This window comes from Sedimentitalea xiamensis (genome assembly GCF_030164465.1).
Taxonomy (GTDB): Bacteria; Pseudomonadota; Alphaproteobacteria; order Rhodobacterales; family Rhodobacteraceae; genus Sedimentitalea; species Sedimentitalea xiamensis.
In genome coordinates this window covers 285,660-299,409 of sequence record NZ_JASNJE010000001.1, presented here as the reverse complement: position 1 = coordinate 299,409, position 13,750 = coordinate 285,660, and the positions used below count along the sequence as shown (strand labels likewise).

The 13,750-nt window shown below is 61.9% G+C and carries 16 protein-coding genes; 11 read left to right on the top strand and 5 right to left on the bottom strand.

The genetic code is table 11. From position 1 onward, the window contains the following. Positions 1 to 32 precede the first annotated feature (32 nt). Complete coding sequence (locus QO034_RS01375; protein WP_284483700.1) at positions 33 to 1,982, bottom strand: coiled-coil domain-containing protein; 1,950 nt, start codon at positions 1,980 to 1,982, stop codon at positions 33 to 35. Positions 1,983 to 2,313: 331 nt separating this feature from the next. On the opposite strand from QO034_RS01375, the gene QO034_RS01370 reads away from it, so the two are divergent. Beyond that, on the top strand, positions 2,314 to 2,814 hold the full coding sequence (locus tag QO034_RS01370; protein WP_284483699.1) for a L,D-transpeptidase family protein: 501 nt from the start codon (positions 2,314 to 2,316) through the stop codon (positions 2,812 to 2,814). Here the strand turns inward: QO034_RS01370 and dalA are convergent. After that, positions 2,811 to 3,326 (bottom strand): divisome-associated lipoprotein DalA, encoded by a 516-nt coding sequence (gene dalA / locus QO034_RS01365; protein WP_284483698.1) that lies wholly within the window; start codon positions 3,324 to 3,326, stop codon positions 2,811 to 2,813. The two genes, QO034_RS01370 and dalA, sit on opposite strands and share 4 nt — an antisense overlap. 168 nt (positions 3,327 to 3,494) lie before the next feature. Between dalA and QO034_RS01360 the strand changes: the two genes are divergently transcribed. Next, positions 3,495 to 4,106, top strand: coding sequence for a L,D-transpeptidase (locus tag QO034_RS01360; protein WP_284483697.1), 612 nt, complete (start codon positions 3,495 to 3,497; stop codon positions 4,104 to 4,106). A 138-nt stretch (positions 4,107 to 4,244) separates the two neighbouring features. Further along, entirely contained in the window at positions 4,245 to 4,427 is a 183-nt protein-coding gene (locus QO034_RS01355; protein WP_284483696.1) for a hypothetical protein, read from the top strand. A gap of 77 nt (positions 4,428 to 4,504) precedes the next feature. Here the strand turns inward: QO034_RS01355 and hemH are convergent, their stop codons facing one another. Then, entirely contained in the window at positions 4,505 to 5,566 is a 1,062-nt protein-coding gene (hemH, locus tag QO034_RS01350; RefSeq protein ID WP_284483695.1) for a ferrochelatase, read from the bottom strand. Positions 5,567 to 5,622: 56 nt separating this feature from the next. Next, positions 5,623 to 6,441, bottom strand: a complete 819-nt coding sequence (locus QO034_RS01345) for a methyltransferase domain-containing protein (protein ID WP_284483694.1) — start codon at positions 6,439 to 6,441, stop codon at positions 5,623 to 5,625. A 17-nt stretch (positions 6,442 to 6,458) separates the two neighbouring features. Between QO034_RS01345 and QO034_RS01340 the strand changes: the two genes are divergently transcribed. From QO034_RS01340 to QO034_RS01325, 4 genes are read left to right on the top strand one after another with little or no spacing between them, the layout of a single operon-like run. Next, entirely contained in the window at positions 6,459 to 7,187 is a 729-nt protein-coding gene (locus QO034_RS01340) for a ComF family protein (RefSeq protein WP_284483693.1), read from the top strand. A gap of 38 nt (positions 7,188 to 7,225) precedes the next feature. Then, complete coding sequence (gene grxC / locus QO034_RS01335; protein WP_284483692.1) at positions 7,226 to 7,483, top strand: glutaredoxin 3; 258 nt, start codon at positions 7,226 to 7,228, stop codon at positions 7,481 to 7,483. Next, positions 7,483 to 8,316, top strand: coding sequence for a carbon-nitrogen hydrolase family protein (locus tag QO034_RS01330; RefSeq protein WP_284483691.1), 834 nt, complete (start codon positions 7,483 to 7,485; stop codon positions 8,314 to 8,316). The genes grxC and QO034_RS01330 overlap by 1 nt, the downstream gene beginning before the upstream one ends. Positions 8,317 to 8,325: 9 nt before the next feature. Then, entirely contained in the window at positions 8,326 to 8,769 is a 444-nt protein-coding gene (locus QO034_RS01325; RefSeq protein WP_284483690.1) for a MarR family winged helix-turn-helix transcriptional regulator, read from the top strand. Here QO034_RS01325 and ubiG read toward each other — a convergent pair. After that, the gene (ubiG, locus tag QO034_RS01320; RefSeq protein ID WP_284483689.1) at positions 8,766 to 9,512 is read right to left on the bottom strand and encodes a bifunctional 2-polyprenyl-6-hydroxyphenol methylase/3-demethylubiquinol 3-O-methyltransferase UbiG; all 747 of its coding nucleotides are present in this window, start codon (positions 9,510 to 9,512) and stop codon (positions 8,766 to 8,768) included. The genes QO034_RS01325 and ubiG overlap by 4 nt on opposite strands. Before the next feature lie 49 nt (positions 9,513 to 9,561). Between ubiG and pip the strand changes: the two genes are divergently transcribed. The 4 genes from pip to nusA all read left to right on the top strand — a co-directional run bounded on the left by pip (position 9,562) and on the right by nusA (position 13,732). Further along, complete coding sequence (gene pip / locus QO034_RS01315) at positions 9,562 to 10,554, top strand: prolyl aminopeptidase (protein ID WP_284483688.1); 993 nt, start codon at positions 9,562 to 9,564, stop codon at positions 10,552 to 10,554. Then, on the top strand, positions 10,541 to 11,389 hold the full coding sequence (locus QO034_RS01310) for an ABC transporter substrate-binding protein (protein WP_284483687.1): 849 nt from the start codon (positions 10,541 to 10,543) through the stop codon (positions 11,387 to 11,389). The genes pip and QO034_RS01310 overlap by 14 nt, the downstream gene beginning before the upstream one ends. A gap of 151 nt (positions 11,390 to 11,540) precedes the next feature. Then, the gene (gene rimP, locus QO034_RS01305) at positions 11,541 to 12,119 is read left to right on the top strand and encodes a ribosome maturation factor RimP (RefSeq protein ID WP_284483686.1); all 579 of its coding nucleotides are present in this window, start codon (positions 11,541 to 11,543) and stop codon (positions 12,117 to 12,119) included. Next, on the top strand, positions 12,119 to 13,732 hold the full coding sequence (nusA, locus tag QO034_RS01300; RefSeq protein ID WP_284483685.1) for a transcription termination factor NusA: 1,614 nt from the start codon (positions 12,119 to 12,121) through the stop codon (positions 13,730 to 13,732). The genes rimP and nusA overlap by 1 nt, the downstream gene beginning before the upstream one ends. Positions 13,733 to 13,750: the final 18 nt, after the last annotated feature.

Sequence of the window (13,750 nt, the reverse complement as noted above, 5' to 3'; positions counted from 1 at the left end):
CTCCAAATCCATGAACGTAATATTGTCCGCCATCAGCACCCGCCCAGGGATCTGACGAGAGACACCAGCGTCTGTCGGTTGATTTCTCCGAACGACGCCTGCAACGCATCGATCGGGCAGACACCCCTCACGAGCAGATCGTACAACTGATCCATCTGTGCAGTCTGGGTGTCGGGCAAGCCCGGTGCGCGGTTCAGGGCGCTGGACACCAGAGACGGGTTGCGCGGGTCCGCACCCCGCAAATTCTGCGGTTGCTGCGGCGTTGCGGCCGGTTGTTCGGTGGCGGTCGATGGCTGATCCTCGGCATCGAGGGCTTGCTGTCTCAGGTCCTGCAACCGGGCCGTTGCATCCATGCTGTCCTGCTCCAACGCGGCAAGCTCGACCTGGAGCCGTGTTCGTTGTTCCGACATTTCGGCCATCGCGGCGCGGTCCGTTTCGATCTGCCGGCGAAGGGTTTCGGCTTCTGCGCGCATTTCGGCTACGCTTTCCGATTCGGCGGTCTGCTGCTGGGACAGGTCCTGCAATGTCGCTTGAAGCCGGGCGATTTCGGCATTGGTCGCGTTGCGTTCGGCGGCCTGCTCGGACCGTTCCGTTTCCAATGTGTCCCGCAATGCCGCGATTTCCGTCTGCAACGCGGCCACCTGCTGGTCCAGTTCGGTCCTGAGACTGGTCGCTTCGGCCAGTTCGGTCCGAGTCGCGGCCAGGCGGCTTTCCGTCTGCTGCGCGCGTTCGGAACTGGCGGCCATGGCGGCGTCATTGTCCGCTTTCAGCGCCTCGGTCGATTCGCGCAGGTTGTCCATTTCCGTCGTTTTCGCCGCGATTGCGTTCTCCAACTGCGCTGCATCCTGCGTCAGGCCCGAAAGAACCTCCTGCCGTTGTGCGATTTCATCCTGCAACGCCTGCGCCCTGTCCGACAGGGCCTTTTCGCCGTCCTGCAATTCAGCAACCGCTGCCTGTCGCTGATCGAGCGTCTCTTGCAGCACGCGATTCCGCTGCTGAAGCTCGTCGCGCGCGGTTTCCAGTTCGGACAGTTGCGCCGCGCTGTCCGCGAGGGCAGATTGCGCGCTGTCGGCTTCAGATTTCTGCGCCGCCAGCGCATCGCGGGAACCGGCAATTTCCGATTGCAGGGCTGCCGATTCGGCGGCGAGTCTTTCCAGGGTCGCTTCCGACTCCGTGACGGCGGCGGTTGTCTGTTCAAGGGTGTCTTGCTTCTCGGCAAGGGTCTGGGACAGCTGCGCATCCTGGGACTGCGTTTCGGCGAGACGCGCCGTCGCTTCGCCCAGCGCGGCGTCAAGTTCGTCCTTGCGCGATTCCGCCGCGTCGCGTTCGGCAACGGCGGCGGAAAGTTGCGACCTCGCCTGTTCGAGATTTGCAGTCAGTTGCGAAAGTTCGTCCTGGGCCGCGGCAATCGCGGTTTCCATGTCTTCCAGTTGCCGGGTGTTTTCCGCGGTCGACGCGGCGGAATCGCCGGCGGTTTCCACCTGGGCGCGCAGATCGCCGAGTTCAGCCTGCCCGGACGCGATCTGTTGGGACAGGCTGTCTTTTTGGGATTGAAGGCTTTCCAGTTCCTCAGCGGCCGCATCGCGCGCCTGGATGGCGGCGGCTTCGGCGTTCCTGGCGTCCGTTACGGCCAGATCGTGCTGAGCGCGCAAGTCTTCCAGTTCCGCCTTCTGGGCATCGGTCGCCGCGCGGGTTTCTTCCAGTTGGGTCTGCGCGTCCGAGAGTTCGCCACGCGTCTGCGCCAGTTGATCCGATTCGGTTTCGAGACGGGATTTCGCCGCCGCGATATCGTCTTCGAGGGCGGCGATGTCTTCTTCCAGCAGTTCGATGATTCGCCGGAACGAAGCCGCCTGTTCGGACAGATCGGCGGCGCCTTGCGACTGGGCGCCATCCCCCTGCTGGGCGGTTGCCGGAGGCGGTTGGAGATTCAGGAAGGCCGCGGCAAGTGCCGCGCATGTCAGTCCGGAAAGTTTCCACGTCATCCAGTAGGTCCCCTCGTGGCCCCGTGCGGGCCTTGCGTTTCGGCGGCGCTGGGATTGTTTTAGTTCGAATCCTTGCAACTTCCGGTATGATGGAACGTCTGTGGCGGAATTTGAACAGGAAATTAACCAAGCATCTGCTTTCATTTCGGAATCCGGGGCGATTGGTTCGTCGGTCATTCATGTGCCGCGGGATTGATCTTTTCGGGCCGGAAAGGGCGCGGGCCGGACAATGGGGTCGACTTTGTCGCAAGGACTGCACAAAAAGTGATTTTGAGATATTATGCGCAAAGGGTATGCGGACGTCAGAGGCAAGAAACTAGAGAGCAACAAAATGAAAAGGCGAGTTTTCGGGCTCGGGGCGATGTCGACCCTGGCGCTTGCGGGGTGCAGCAGCGGGCCAAGGCTTCTCAGGTATGACGGGCCGGAAGTGACATCCATCGTGGTCAACAAGGGCGACCGGCGGATGTTCCTTCTGAACAACGAAGATATTCTGGAAGCCTATGATTTCGATCTGGGCTTTTCACCGGTCGGGCACAAGCAGGTCGAAGGCGATGGAAAGACGCCGGAAGGCACCTACCTGATCGACCGTCGCAACCCGCGCAGCCAGTTCCACCTGTCTATCGGGATTTCGTATCCGAATTCGCGCGACAGGCAAATCGCCCGCGCCTTGGGCAAGAGCCCCGGCGGCGAGATCTTCATTCACGGTCAGCCCAACAACGAAAAGGCCAAGGGACGGGACTGGACCGCCGGATGTATAGCTGTCCAGAACAAGGAGATCGAACAGATCTATGCCATGGTGAGGAACGGCACGGTCATCACGTTGCGGGCCTAGCCGCCCATCAACAGGGTCCACCAGATCTTGCCGCTGGATTCCTGATGCCAGGCGAAACCCATGTTGATCGCATTGGGTTCGAGAATCACCTGCCGAGTCCCTGGCTGATCCATCCAGGCCCCGAGTGTCTCGAGTTCGTTCTCGAAGGTTTCGGAGATGTTTTCGCCCAGCATCGGGCCGGGATAGCCGGCCCGCGCCACCCGGTCTATCGGAGACGATCCGTCCGATCCGAAATGCCATGGCCTGTTCTGTTTGGACATGTCGCGGGAATGGGTTTCGGCAGCGGCGTTCAATTGTGCGTTCAGCTGCACCTGTCCCGCGCCGGACGCAGAGCGCAGCGCGTTCACCGAATCAAGGATCCGGTACTGAATCTTGGAAACGTCGCTGTTCCGGATCTTGTAGACCGTGGGCAGGGGTCTGCCGTCCGATCCGATGGTTCCGGAGGAATTGGGCACCCCGCATGCGGACAGAACCAGCAGACCGGCCAACAGAAAGAATACGACGCGCAGCATGATTCACTCCGAGAAATGTGTTAACGTCCCAGATAGCGTGACTGGCGTCGCGGCGCAAACTCACAAATTCGCTGATTCCCGTCTGTCAGCGGATTGATTTGCGACTGAGGCTTTCAGGTCATAGACTGGGACCAGATTTCAGAAACCAAAGGAAAGCAATCAAAGACAATGGAAGAACGCCCTGTCCTGAAGTCCACGCGCCGCGGGTTTCTCGCCGGAACTGCGGCCTTTGTGGCATCTCCGCTTGTCGCCCAGGAAGACACCGAGAACGCGGAGTATGATCCGCTGCGCCCGCCGCCCGCTCCGGAACCGCCGGTGCGCCGCAACATCTCCAGTTTCCGGTCGATTCGCTGGGAGCCGTATTTCAGTTCGCTCCGGAACGGCGCCATTCTGGTCGATACGACGTCGCGCGCCCTGCACTACTGGTCCGAAGACCACAGTGTCTACAAGCTGTATCCGTCCAGTGTGCCGCTGACCCCGGAAATGACCCGAAAGGGCCGCACCAGCGTCATCCGCAAGGTCGTCGGCCCGAGCTGGAGTCCGACGCCGTCGATGCGCAAGCGCAATCCCGAATGGCCTGCCTATATTCCTCCGGGTCCGGACAACCCGCTCGGCACCCATGCCCTGTATCTGAGTTGGCAGTATTACCGTATCCACGGCACCCACGATACGCGCAAGATCGGCAGGCAGTCGTCGAATGGCTGCATCGGTCTTTACAACGAGCATATCGAAGAACTGTTCGGCTTGACCAAGGTCGGAACCCAAGTGTTGCTAATTTGACGACATTCCCTGTCTCCGGGTTGCGATGGCACCAACAAGCATTTGCAATCTTTGTGCATTACTGCTTAGAAAAAACTACGAGGTAAGTCTTGGTGCGTGGTTCCGCTGTTGTGAATCGCGCTAACTCTGGAGGTTAATATGAAGAAACTCGTTCTCGCCGCTGCACTGGTTGCTGCTGCATCGTCCGCAACTGCTGGCAACCTGGCCGAGCCGGTTGTGGAAGCACCCGTTATCGTTGAAGAAACCCGCAGCTCGTCCAGCGGCATCTGGCTGCCGCTGATCCTGCTGGTTCTGGTTGGTGCCGCAGTCGCATCCAGCTAAGCTGAGCGAAAAGACATCGAAAAAGGCGGTGGAACTCCACCGCCTTTTTTTGTGCCTTCCGACAGGTTGCGCAGCGGTCAGTCCAGCCAGCCTCGCAGGTTCTGTTCAATGACACCCGAAAGCGCGGCGATATGGGCGTCGTCGTCGTTCAGGCAGGGAATGTAGGTGAATGTTTCACCTCCCGCGTGTTCGAAGCTCTCCTTGATCTCTTCGTTGATCTCTTCCAGCGTCTCGATGCAGTCGGCGGAAAAGGCAGGCGCGCAGATGGCGATGTTGGTCTTGCCGCGCGCGGCAAGACGGGCGACCTCTTCGACGGTGTAGGGCTGCAACCATACTTCGGGTCCGAATTTCGACTGGAAGGTCGTGATGATGTCGGTATCCGCCCAGCCCAGCCTTTCCTTCAGCAAGCGCGTCGTTTTCTGGCACTGGCAGTGGTAGGGATCGCCTTCCGTCAAGTAACGAATCGGGACTCCGTGATAGGAACAGACCAGGATGTCCGGGCGTTTTTCCAGCCCCGCATAAGCCCGTTCGATGGATTGCGCCAGCGCGTCGATATAGGCGGGCTGATCGAAATACGGTTCGACGGTGCGGCTCGTCGGCTGCCATTTCTCGGTCATCAGGGCACGGAAGAACGCATCGTTCGCCGTCGCGGACGTGGCCCCCGCATACTGGGGATAAAGTGGAAAGAACAGGATCTTGCGGCATCCGGCGTCGATCAGCGCGCGCACCTTTGACCGGGTCGACGGATTGCCGTAGCGCATGCAGAAATCGACCATGACCCGATCGCCATAGCGCTGTTCCATCGCGTCCTTGATCTTGGCGGTCTGTTGCCTGGTGATCGTCATCAGCGGGCTTTCACCCGCCTGGTGATTCCAGATCGACTTGTAGGCCGCGCCGCTGGTAAAGGGCCGTTTTGACAGGATGATCAGTTGCAGCAGAGGCTGCCATTTCCAGGACGCATAGTCGATGACGCGCTTGTCCGACAGGAATTCGTTGAGGTAGCGACGCATCGACCAGTAGTCGTAGTTGTCCGGGGTCCCGAGATTGGCCAGCAGAATCCCGACCTTTTCTTCCGGCAGGGTCGGATGGTCTGCCGGCGCATGCCTGGGGCGGGTCGCGGTGTTGGTCGTGTCGAGCATTCCGAATTCCTGATCTGTCTGGAGCTTTTTTGCAGATAACCGGTTTTGATCACGGGTCAATCGCGCAGTTTGGTTTCCGTCGTCTTCAAGACGTCGGCGAGACGGGCCGCCGCCGATCCGGGCCGGAGCGGTTTGGGCTGGCTGTCGGAAGGTGCCCAGCCGGTGAGACAGATGGTTTCGAAGGTCGCCATCAGCGTTCCGTCATCGGCACTGAAGGAAGCGGCATAAAGATCGGCGGCACTTGCAAAGACCGCGCGGCGCGTCGGTCTGCGCAGGCGCCCGGCGAGGGCGTTCGTCTCTCCCATCCCCCGCAGATCGTGCATCAGATGCATCAGGTCGCGATACCGCGCGACGCTGACCTGGGTATCGGCGACCGGCAGCGCCAGACCCGATCGTTGCAGCAGGGCGCCGAGATCGCGGATTTCCGCCATCGGCGCGATGCGGGGCGACAGGCCGCCGGTCTCGCGGCTTTCCGCTTCGGCCAGGGCGGACCGCAGTTCGTGCAGCGTCTGCCCGCCAAGGAGCACCGCCAGGAACAGCCCGTCCGGTCGCAGGGCGCGGCGGCACTGGATGATCTGCCCGACGGGATCGTTGGACCAATGCAGGCACATGGCGTGAACCACGAGGTCATGAGCTTCGGTTTCAAGGTCGAGCGTGTCCGTGTCCCGGACCACTGTCGCGTCGGCAAACCGGTGCCGCCAGATCTCCGGAAAGCCCGTGACCACAGCGGGCGATCTAAATGACCTGTTAACCATCGCCAGGCGATCCTGCACCTCGTCCACGGCCAGTTGTTGCAGGAACAGGTCGTCGCGGCGCGCCCGCCGGCGCTGACGCAGCAAGGCGGACCGGTCGAATAATTGGGGTGTCGGGTTCATGGGCGGAAACTAGGCAAATGCTGACAAGAATTCAAACGGCGGTTTCGCTTCTGTATCCACCCCGGTGTCTGGGTTGCGGCACGATGGTGGACAGTGATTTCGGATTGTGCGGCGGCTGCTGGCGCGACACGCCCTTCATCGGCGGAACGGTATGCGACAGCTGCGGCAGTCCGGTTCCCGGCGGCGCGGATGGCTACCGTGTGGAATGCGACGATTGCATGAAGACTCCCCGTCTCTGGACCGATGGCCGGGCGGCGCTGCTTTACAAGGATCGGGCGCGGCGCATGGTGCTGGCCCTGAAACACGGCGACCGGCCGGAGATTGCACGTCCCGCCGCGCTCTGGATGATGCGCGCCGCGCGTCCGATCCTGCGGGAAAACATGCTGATCGCGCCGGTTCCACTGCATTGGACCCGGTTCCTGAAGCGTCGCTACAACCAGTCGGCCCTTCTGGCGCAGGAAGTGGCGCGGCAAACCGGGCTGCCGAACTGTCCCGATCTGCTTCTCCGAACCAAACGCACCGCGATGCTGGACGGGAAGACGGCGCAGGAGCGGTTTTCGGACCTGTCGGACGCAATCCGGGTCCATCCGAAGCGGCGGCACCGGCTGGTCGCACGATCCATTCTTCTTGTCGATGACGTGATGACAACGGGCGCCACCTTGACGGCCTGCACGCGGGCCTGTCTTGACGCTGGAGCGCATGACGTTTGCGTGCTGACACTGGCGCGTGTTGCAAAGGACGCCTAAATCCCCGACAACGACGTCAACAACCAGAGGGGTCTGGCATGCAGCCGGTCGAAATCTACACTTCGCCTTTGTGCGGTTATTGCCACGCGGCCAAGCGTCTCCTGGCACAGAAGGGCGTGGAATTTTCTGAAATCGACGTTCTCGCGCATCCGGACCGCAAGCCCGAGATGATCCAGCGCGCCAATGGCGGTCGCACGGTGCCGCAGATCTTCATCGGCGATGTCCATGTCGGCGGCTGCGACGACCTGTTCGCCCTGGAACGCGCCGGCAAGCTCGATCCGCTGCTGGCCGCCTGATGAAAACCGCTCTGATCCAGCTCACATCTTCGGATGATCCGGCCGCAAACCTGCCGATGATCCAGGGATACGTGGCGCAGGCCGCCGATGTGGGCGCGGGCTTTGTCCTGACGCCTGAGGTCAGCAATTGCGTTTCCACCATCCGGTCGCAACAGGCGGAGGTTCTGCGGCTTGAACAGGAAGACCCGACCCTGGCGGCGATGCGGGTGCAGGCCGAAGAGCTCGGCATCTGGCTGTTGATCGGCTCGCTCGGGCTCAAGACCGGGGATGCGGACGGACGGTTTGCGAACCGGTCTTTCCTGATTGCCCCGGATGGGAGCATTGCCGCCCGGTATGACAAGATCCACATGTTCGATGTTCAGGTGACACCCGAGGAGACCTACCGCGAATCGGACGGTTACCGGCCGGGTGACAGGGCGGTTCTGGCGCGGACTCCGTTCGGCGCAATCGGCATGAGCATCTGCTACGATGTTCGGTTTCCAAACCTCTACCAGGCGCTGGCGCAGGCCGGTGCGCGCATCCTGACGGTTCCCGCGGCCTTTTCCTATGTCACCGGCGCGGCCCATTGGCACGCGTTGCTCCGGGCGCGGGCAATCGAAACCGGCTGCTATGTTCTGGCCCCGGCGCAGACCGGCGAACATGTCGGCAAGACCGGAAAACGGCGCCGGACCTATGGGCACAGCCTCGCGATTTCGCCCTGGGGCGAGGTTCTGGTCGACGGCGGAACCGACCCCGGTATTCACCTTCTCGACATCGATGACGAGGCCGTGACCGAAGCGCGCCGCAAGGTTCCGTCGATGACCCACATCCGACCGTTCGATGGCCCTGACTGAGTCCGATGCATGAGTGATGACACGAATGCCCTTGCCGTCGCCCTGTTCAGCGAGATCCTGACAGCGGATCAGCTCCTGCGCAACCGCCTGTCCAGGGTGCTGCCCAAGGGCATGGAGATTTCGCATTTCTCGGTTCTGAACCACCTGGCTTTTGCCGGTGAAGAACGCTCTCCCGCCCAGTTGGCGGGCATGTTCCACGTGACCCGCGGCGCGATGACCAACACGCTGAACAAACTGGAATGGGCAGGCTACGTGCATATCCGGCCGGATTGGGACGACGCGCGGCGCAAGATGGTCGCGATCAGCCCGGCCGGACGGCAGGCGCGGGAACAGGCGATTTCCGCCCTGACACCGATGGTCAACCAGGTTGTCGGAGAACTGGGATCCGACAAGGTGCGGACCGTTCTGCCCGTCCTGCGCGAGTTGCGCACCCGGCTTGAAACCCGCGACTAGGCCGGTTTCAGGCTTGCGGTGACGTAGTTCACGCTCAGGTCGCGGGCGGACAGGCTCCAGGACCATGTGACCGGATTGAACACGAATCCCTTGCGGTCCACCGGGGTCAGGCCGGCCTGCGACAGCAGGTCGTAAAGTTCTTCCGGCGTGATGAACTTCGACCAGTCATGGGTGCCTTTCGGCAGCCAGCGCATGACGACCTCGGCGCCCACGATGGCCACCATGTAGGACTTTGCGTTGCGGTTGATAGTCGAACAGATGTGCAGACCGCCCGGTTTCAGCAGGGTTCTGCATGCGGTCAGATAGGCGAGCGGATCGCTGACATGTTCCACGACTTCCATGTTCAGGACGACGTCGAACTGTTCACCGGCATCGGCCAGCGTCTCGGCGGTGGTGTGCCGGTAGTCGATTTCGAGACCCGATTGCGCGGCGTGGACCCGCGCTACCGGAATGTTGCGTTCCGCGGCGTCGGCGCCGACGACACCGGCCCCGAGCCGGGCCATGGGTTCGGCCAGCAGTCCTCCGCCGCACCCGATATCCAGGATGCGCAGACCGCGAAACGGGGCCTGCGCGGTCAGGTCGCGGTCGAATTCCCCGGCGATCTGTGTCGTGATATAGTCCAGCCGACAAGGGTTGAGCATATGCAGCGGTTTGAATTTTCCCGACGGATCCCACCATTCGGCGGCCATGGCCTCGAATTTGGCGATTTCCGAAGGATCGACCGAGTTCTGTGGCGCTTGCATTCCTGTCTCCGTATGCTCTTCTTACCGACACGCACAATATAGGACATCCATGGACAAATACTCGGACCAAAAGCGCGCAGTGCAGTATCTCTATTCGCCGGTCGATCCCTTCGATCAACGCATGCTCGACGTCGGTCAGGGTCATCATGTCTATGTGGAACAATGCGGTAATCCCAACGGGATAGCGGTGGTCGTGTTGCACGGCGGCCCCGGCGGCGGGTGCAGCCCGGCGATGCGGCGCTATTTCGATCCCGAGGTTTACCGGGTGATTCTGTTCGATCAGCGCGGCTGCGGCCGGTCGCGCCCCCATGCGTCGGTCAAGGACAACACGACGTGGCATCTTGTCGAGGACATCGAAACGATCCGCCGTCAGCTTGATATCGAGTCATGGATCGTCTTTGGCGGCAGCTGGGGGGCGACCTTGTCGCTGATCTATGCGCAGACCCATCCGGACAGGGTGCTGCACCTGGTGCTGCGCGGGGTCTTCCTGATGACGCAAGCGGAACTCGACTGGTTTTATGGTGGCGGCGCGGGCAAGTTCTGGCCGGAAACCTGGGCGCGGTTCGAATCCCTCATTCCCGAAGCGGAACGCGGCGACATGATCGGTGCCTATCACCGGCGGCTGTTTTCCGGTGACCTGGCCCTTGAAACGCGCTATGGGCGCGCTTGGTCGGCATGGGAAAACGCGCTGGCGTCGATCCATTCCAGCGGCGCGTCGGGCGAGGGGCCGGGCGATTATGCGCGCGCCTTCGCGCGTCTGGAATGCCACTATTTCATCAACAACGGGTTCCTTGATGCCGATGGGCAGATCCTGTCGCAAATGGACCGGATCGCGCATATACCGGGTGTGATCGTGCAGGGCCGGTATGACATGATTTGCCCGCCGGTCTCCGCGTGGCGGCTGTCCGAAAACTGGCCGGCGGGAGAGCTGAAGCTGGTCCGCAACGCCGGGCATGCCCTGTCGGAACCGGGTATAAGCGCAGAGCTGGTGCGCGTCATGGACCAGATTTCCGAATCGATGGATCGCCATGAAAACGATTGACCGGAGGGCGCTTTTTTCGTCTGGCGCCGCCGCCGCCCTTCTGGCGGCGTCCGGGGTGTCGCTGGAGGCGGCTCCGCACACGGGGGGGCGGCTTCGGGTGGCCGTGCCGCGCGACGGCGTCAGTCTCGGCCGGCTGGTGCGGGGGGCGGCGTTCGACAGCCTGACCGAGATCGCCGCCAACGGCGTGTTGCAGGGGGAACTCGCGACCGGCTGGTCTGGCAACGAGAACGGGCGGGTCTGGCATTTCGACCTGCGCGATGACGTGGCCTTTCACAACGGTGCCCCGATGCGGGCGCAGGACGTTGTCGCGTCGCTTTCCGGATACGCTGAAATGGGGCGTCTGCGACTCCGGACGATCGAGGCGACAGGGGTGCGGGCGGTCCGGCTGGAACTGCAAGAGGGTGACCGGGGCCTGCCCCTTCGGCTTGCGGATCAGATGTTTACGATCTGTCAGGACGGTCATGTGGATCTGTCCCTCGCCGAGGCGATCGGCACCGGATGCTATCGCACGCGACGGCATGAACCGGACCGGGGCTATCTGGGTCAGAAGGTCGAACAGCATTACAAGGACGGGCGCGCCGGCTGGGCCGACAGTATCGAGGCCGTTGTGATACCGGATCCCGCGATACGGTCAGAGGCATTGCGCGATGGCTATGTCGATATCGCGGTTCTGCCGGCGCCCGAGGGGCTGCGAGAGCAGAAGGATTTCATCTTTCATCCTTCCTTTTCCGACATGGCGCTGGCGGCGCGCAGGTCGGTCGGCGTTCCGCGCGAGATCGGTGCCAATGGTCCGCTGGACGACGGGCGTCTGGCTGAACGCTGGTGGCGGGTCTGATCGGACCCCGACAATCCCTCTTGCGGAAACCGGGGGAGCGGCGTATATGCCGTTCAACAGCGGCGCGTCGGGCTCTGGGCCAACGCACCACCGGAATACGATGACGGGCCGCGGGCCCGTTTTTTTGTGCCCGCGCTCTGGATGAAAGACGATGACGAACGACCTGATTGCGAAAGCTGCGATTGACCGGCGCCTGGCCGAGATCATCACCCCGGTTCTCGAGGACATGGGGTTCGAACTGGTGCGGGTGCGCCTGATGTCGGGCAAGTCGACGACCTTGCAGATCATGGCCGACCGTCCCGAAGGCGGGATAGAGGTCGACGATTGCGCCGCGATCTCGAATGCGGTCAGCGCCACTCTGGATGTCGAGGACCCGATCCTGGATGCCTATACGCTGGAGGTTTCCAGCCCCGGCATCGACCGCCCGCTGACGCGTCTGAAGGATTTCGACACCTTCGAGGGCTACGAGGCGAAGCTGGAAACCGCCGAGCTGATCGACGGGCGCCGCCGCTTCAAGGGCGAACTGGCCGGGGTGGAAGACGACGAGGTTCTGATCAATGTCGAAGAAGGCACGATCGGCCTGAAGTTCGACTGGCTGACCGACGCCAAGCTGGTCCTGACCGACGATCTGATCAAGGAAATGCTCCGCCAGCGCAAGGCGGCCGGCGCGCTCAACGAAGACAAGTTTGACGAGATAGAGACCGAAGGGTCGAACGAGGAGAACACCTGATGGCAATCACATCCGCAAATCAGCTGGAGCTTTTGCAAACCGCCGAAGCCGTGGCCCGCGAGAAGATGATCGACCCCGGCCTGGTTGTAGAGGCGATGGAAGAATCCCTCGCCCGTGCTGCCAAGAGCCGCTATGGCGCGGAAATGGACATTCGCGTGTCCATCGACCGCAAGACCGGCCGGGCGAAGTTCACCCGCGTGCGCACCGTGGTGCAGGACGACGAACTGGAAAACTATCAGGCCGAGTTCACTGTCGAGCAGGCCCGTCAATACATGGACGACCCCAAGGTCGGCGACCAGTTCATCGAAGAGGTGCCGCCGGTCGAAATGGGCCGCATCGCCGCCCAGTCGGCCAAGCAGGTGATCCTTCAGCGCGTGCGCGAAGCCGAACGGGATCGCCAGTATGAAGAATTCAAGGACCGCGCCGGCACGATCATCAACGGTCAGGTCAAGCGTGAAGAATATGGCAATGTCATCGTCGATGTGGGCGCTGGCGAAGCAATCCTGCGGCGTAACGAAAAGATCGGTCGCGAAAGCTACCGCCCGAACGACCGTATCCGCTGCTATATCAAGGATGTTCGGCGCGAACCGCGCGGCCCACAGATCTTCCTGAGCCGCACGGCACCGGAATTCATGGCCGAACTGTTCAAGATGGAAGTGCCGGAAATCTACGACGGCATCATCGAAATCAAGGCCGTCGCCCGCGATCCGGGCAGCCGCGCCAAGATTGCCGTGATCTCCTATGACAGCAGCATCGACCCGGTCGGTGCCTGCGTCGGGATGCGCGGAAGCCGGGTGCAGGCCGTCGTGAACGAACTTCAGGGGGAAAAGATCGACATCATTCCATGGAACGAGGACCAGCCGACGTTCCTGGTCAACGCGCTCCAGCCGGCCGAAGTGTCCAAGGTCGTTCTGGACGAAGAAGCCGGCAAGATCGAAGTGGTGGTGCCTGAAGAGCAGTTGAGCCTCGCCATCGGGCGGCGCGGACAGAACGTGCGCCTGGCCAGCCAGCTGACCGGTCTGGATATCGACATCATGACCGAAGAGGAAGAAAGCGCGCGTCGCCAGAAGGAATTCGAGGAACGCACGAACCTGTTCATGGAGACCCTGGATCTCGATGAATTCTTCGCCCAGTTGCTGGTGTCCGAAGGCTTCACCAACCTCGAAGAAGTCGCCTATGTCGATCAGGATGAACTTCTGGTGATCGACGGTGTCGACGAGGACACCGCGCAGGAACTTCAGATTCGCGCCCGCGAGAACCTTGAAGCCCAGGCCAAGGCGGCCCTGGACAATGCCCGCGCGCTGGGTGTCGAAGACAGCCTGGTTGAATTCGAGGGTCTGACACCCCAGATGATCGAGGCGCTGGCCAAGGACGGCGTGAAGACGCTGGAAGATTTCGCAACCTGCGCGGATTGGGAACTGGCCGGCGGCTGGACCACGGAAAATGGCGAACGCATCAAGGATGACGGCATTCTCGAACCGTTTGACGTTTCGCTCGAAGAGGCGCAGAATCTGGTCATGACGGCGCGTATCCTGCTTGGCTGGGTCGATCCGGCCGATCTGGAAGCCGAAGAACTGGACGAAGACGCGGAATCTCCGGAGGCCGAGGCCTGATTTCGGGCCTCGATTGTG

What these genes read in the sequence shown, in the direction of transcription:
- grxC (WP_284483692.1), top strand. Translation starts at nt 7,226, where the DNA reads ATGCAGCCGGTCGAAATCTACACTTCGCCTTTGTGCGGTTATTGCCAC.
- QO034_RS01360 (WP_284483697.1), top strand. Translation starts at nt 3,495, where the DNA reads ATGGAAGAACGCCCTGTCCTGAAGTCCACGCGCCGCGGGTTTCTCGCC.
- dalA (WP_284483698.1), bottom strand. Translation starts at nt 3,326, where the DNA reads ATGCTGCGCGTCGTATTCTTTCTGTTGGCCGGTCTGCTGGTTCTGTCC.
- nusA (WP_284483685.1), top strand. Translation starts at nt 12,119, where the DNA reads ATGGCAATCACATCCGCAAATCAGCTGGAGCTTTTGCAAACCGCCGAA.
- QO034_RS01340 (WP_284483693.1), top strand. Translation starts at nt 6,459, where the DNA reads ATGCTGACAAGAATTCAAACGGCGGTTTCGCTTCTGTATCCACCCCGG.
- QO034_RS01310 (WP_284483687.1), top strand. Translation starts at nt 10,541, where the DNA reads ATGAAAACGATTGACCGGAGGGCGCTTTTTTCGTCTGGCGCCGCCGCC.
- QO034_RS01355 (WP_284483696.1), top strand. Translation starts at nt 4,245, where the DNA reads ATGAAGAAACTCGTTCTCGCCGCTGCACTGGTTGCTGCTGCATCGTCC.
- QO034_RS01330 (WP_284483691.1), top strand. Translation starts at nt 7,483, where the DNA reads ATGAAAACCGCTCTGATCCAGCTCACATCTTCGGATGATCCGGCCGCA.
- QO034_RS01370 (WP_284483699.1), top strand. Translation starts at nt 2,314, where the DNA reads ATGAAAAGGCGAGTTTTCGGGCTCGGGGCGATGTCGACCCTGGCGCTT.
- ubiG (WP_284483689.1), bottom strand. Translation starts at nt 9,512, where the DNA reads ATGCAAGCGCCACAGAACTCGGTCGATCCTTCGGAAATCGCCAAATTC.
- QO034_RS01325 (WP_284483690.1), top strand. Translation starts at nt 8,326, where the DNA reads ATGAGTGATGACACGAATGCCCTTGCCGTCGCCCTGTTCAGCGAGATC.
- rimP (WP_284483686.1), top strand. Translation starts at nt 11,541, where the DNA reads ATGACGAACGACCTGATTGCGAAAGCTGCGATTGACCGGCGCCTGGCC.
- QO034_RS01375 (WP_284483700.1), bottom strand. Translation starts at nt 1,982, where the DNA reads ATGACGTGGAAACTTTCCGGACTGACATGCGCGGCACTTGCCGCGGCC.
- QO034_RS01345 (WP_284483694.1), bottom strand. Translation starts at nt 6,441, where the DNA reads ATGAACCCGACACCCCAATTATTCGACCGGTCCGCCTTGCTGCGTCAG.
- pip (WP_284483688.1), top strand. Translation starts at nt 9,562, where the DNA reads ATGGACAAATACTCGGACCAAAAGCGCGCAGTGCAGTATCTCTATTCG.
- hemH (WP_284483695.1), bottom strand. Translation starts at nt 5,566, where the DNA reads ATGCTCGACACGACCAACACCGCGACCCGCCCCAGGCATGCGCCGGCA.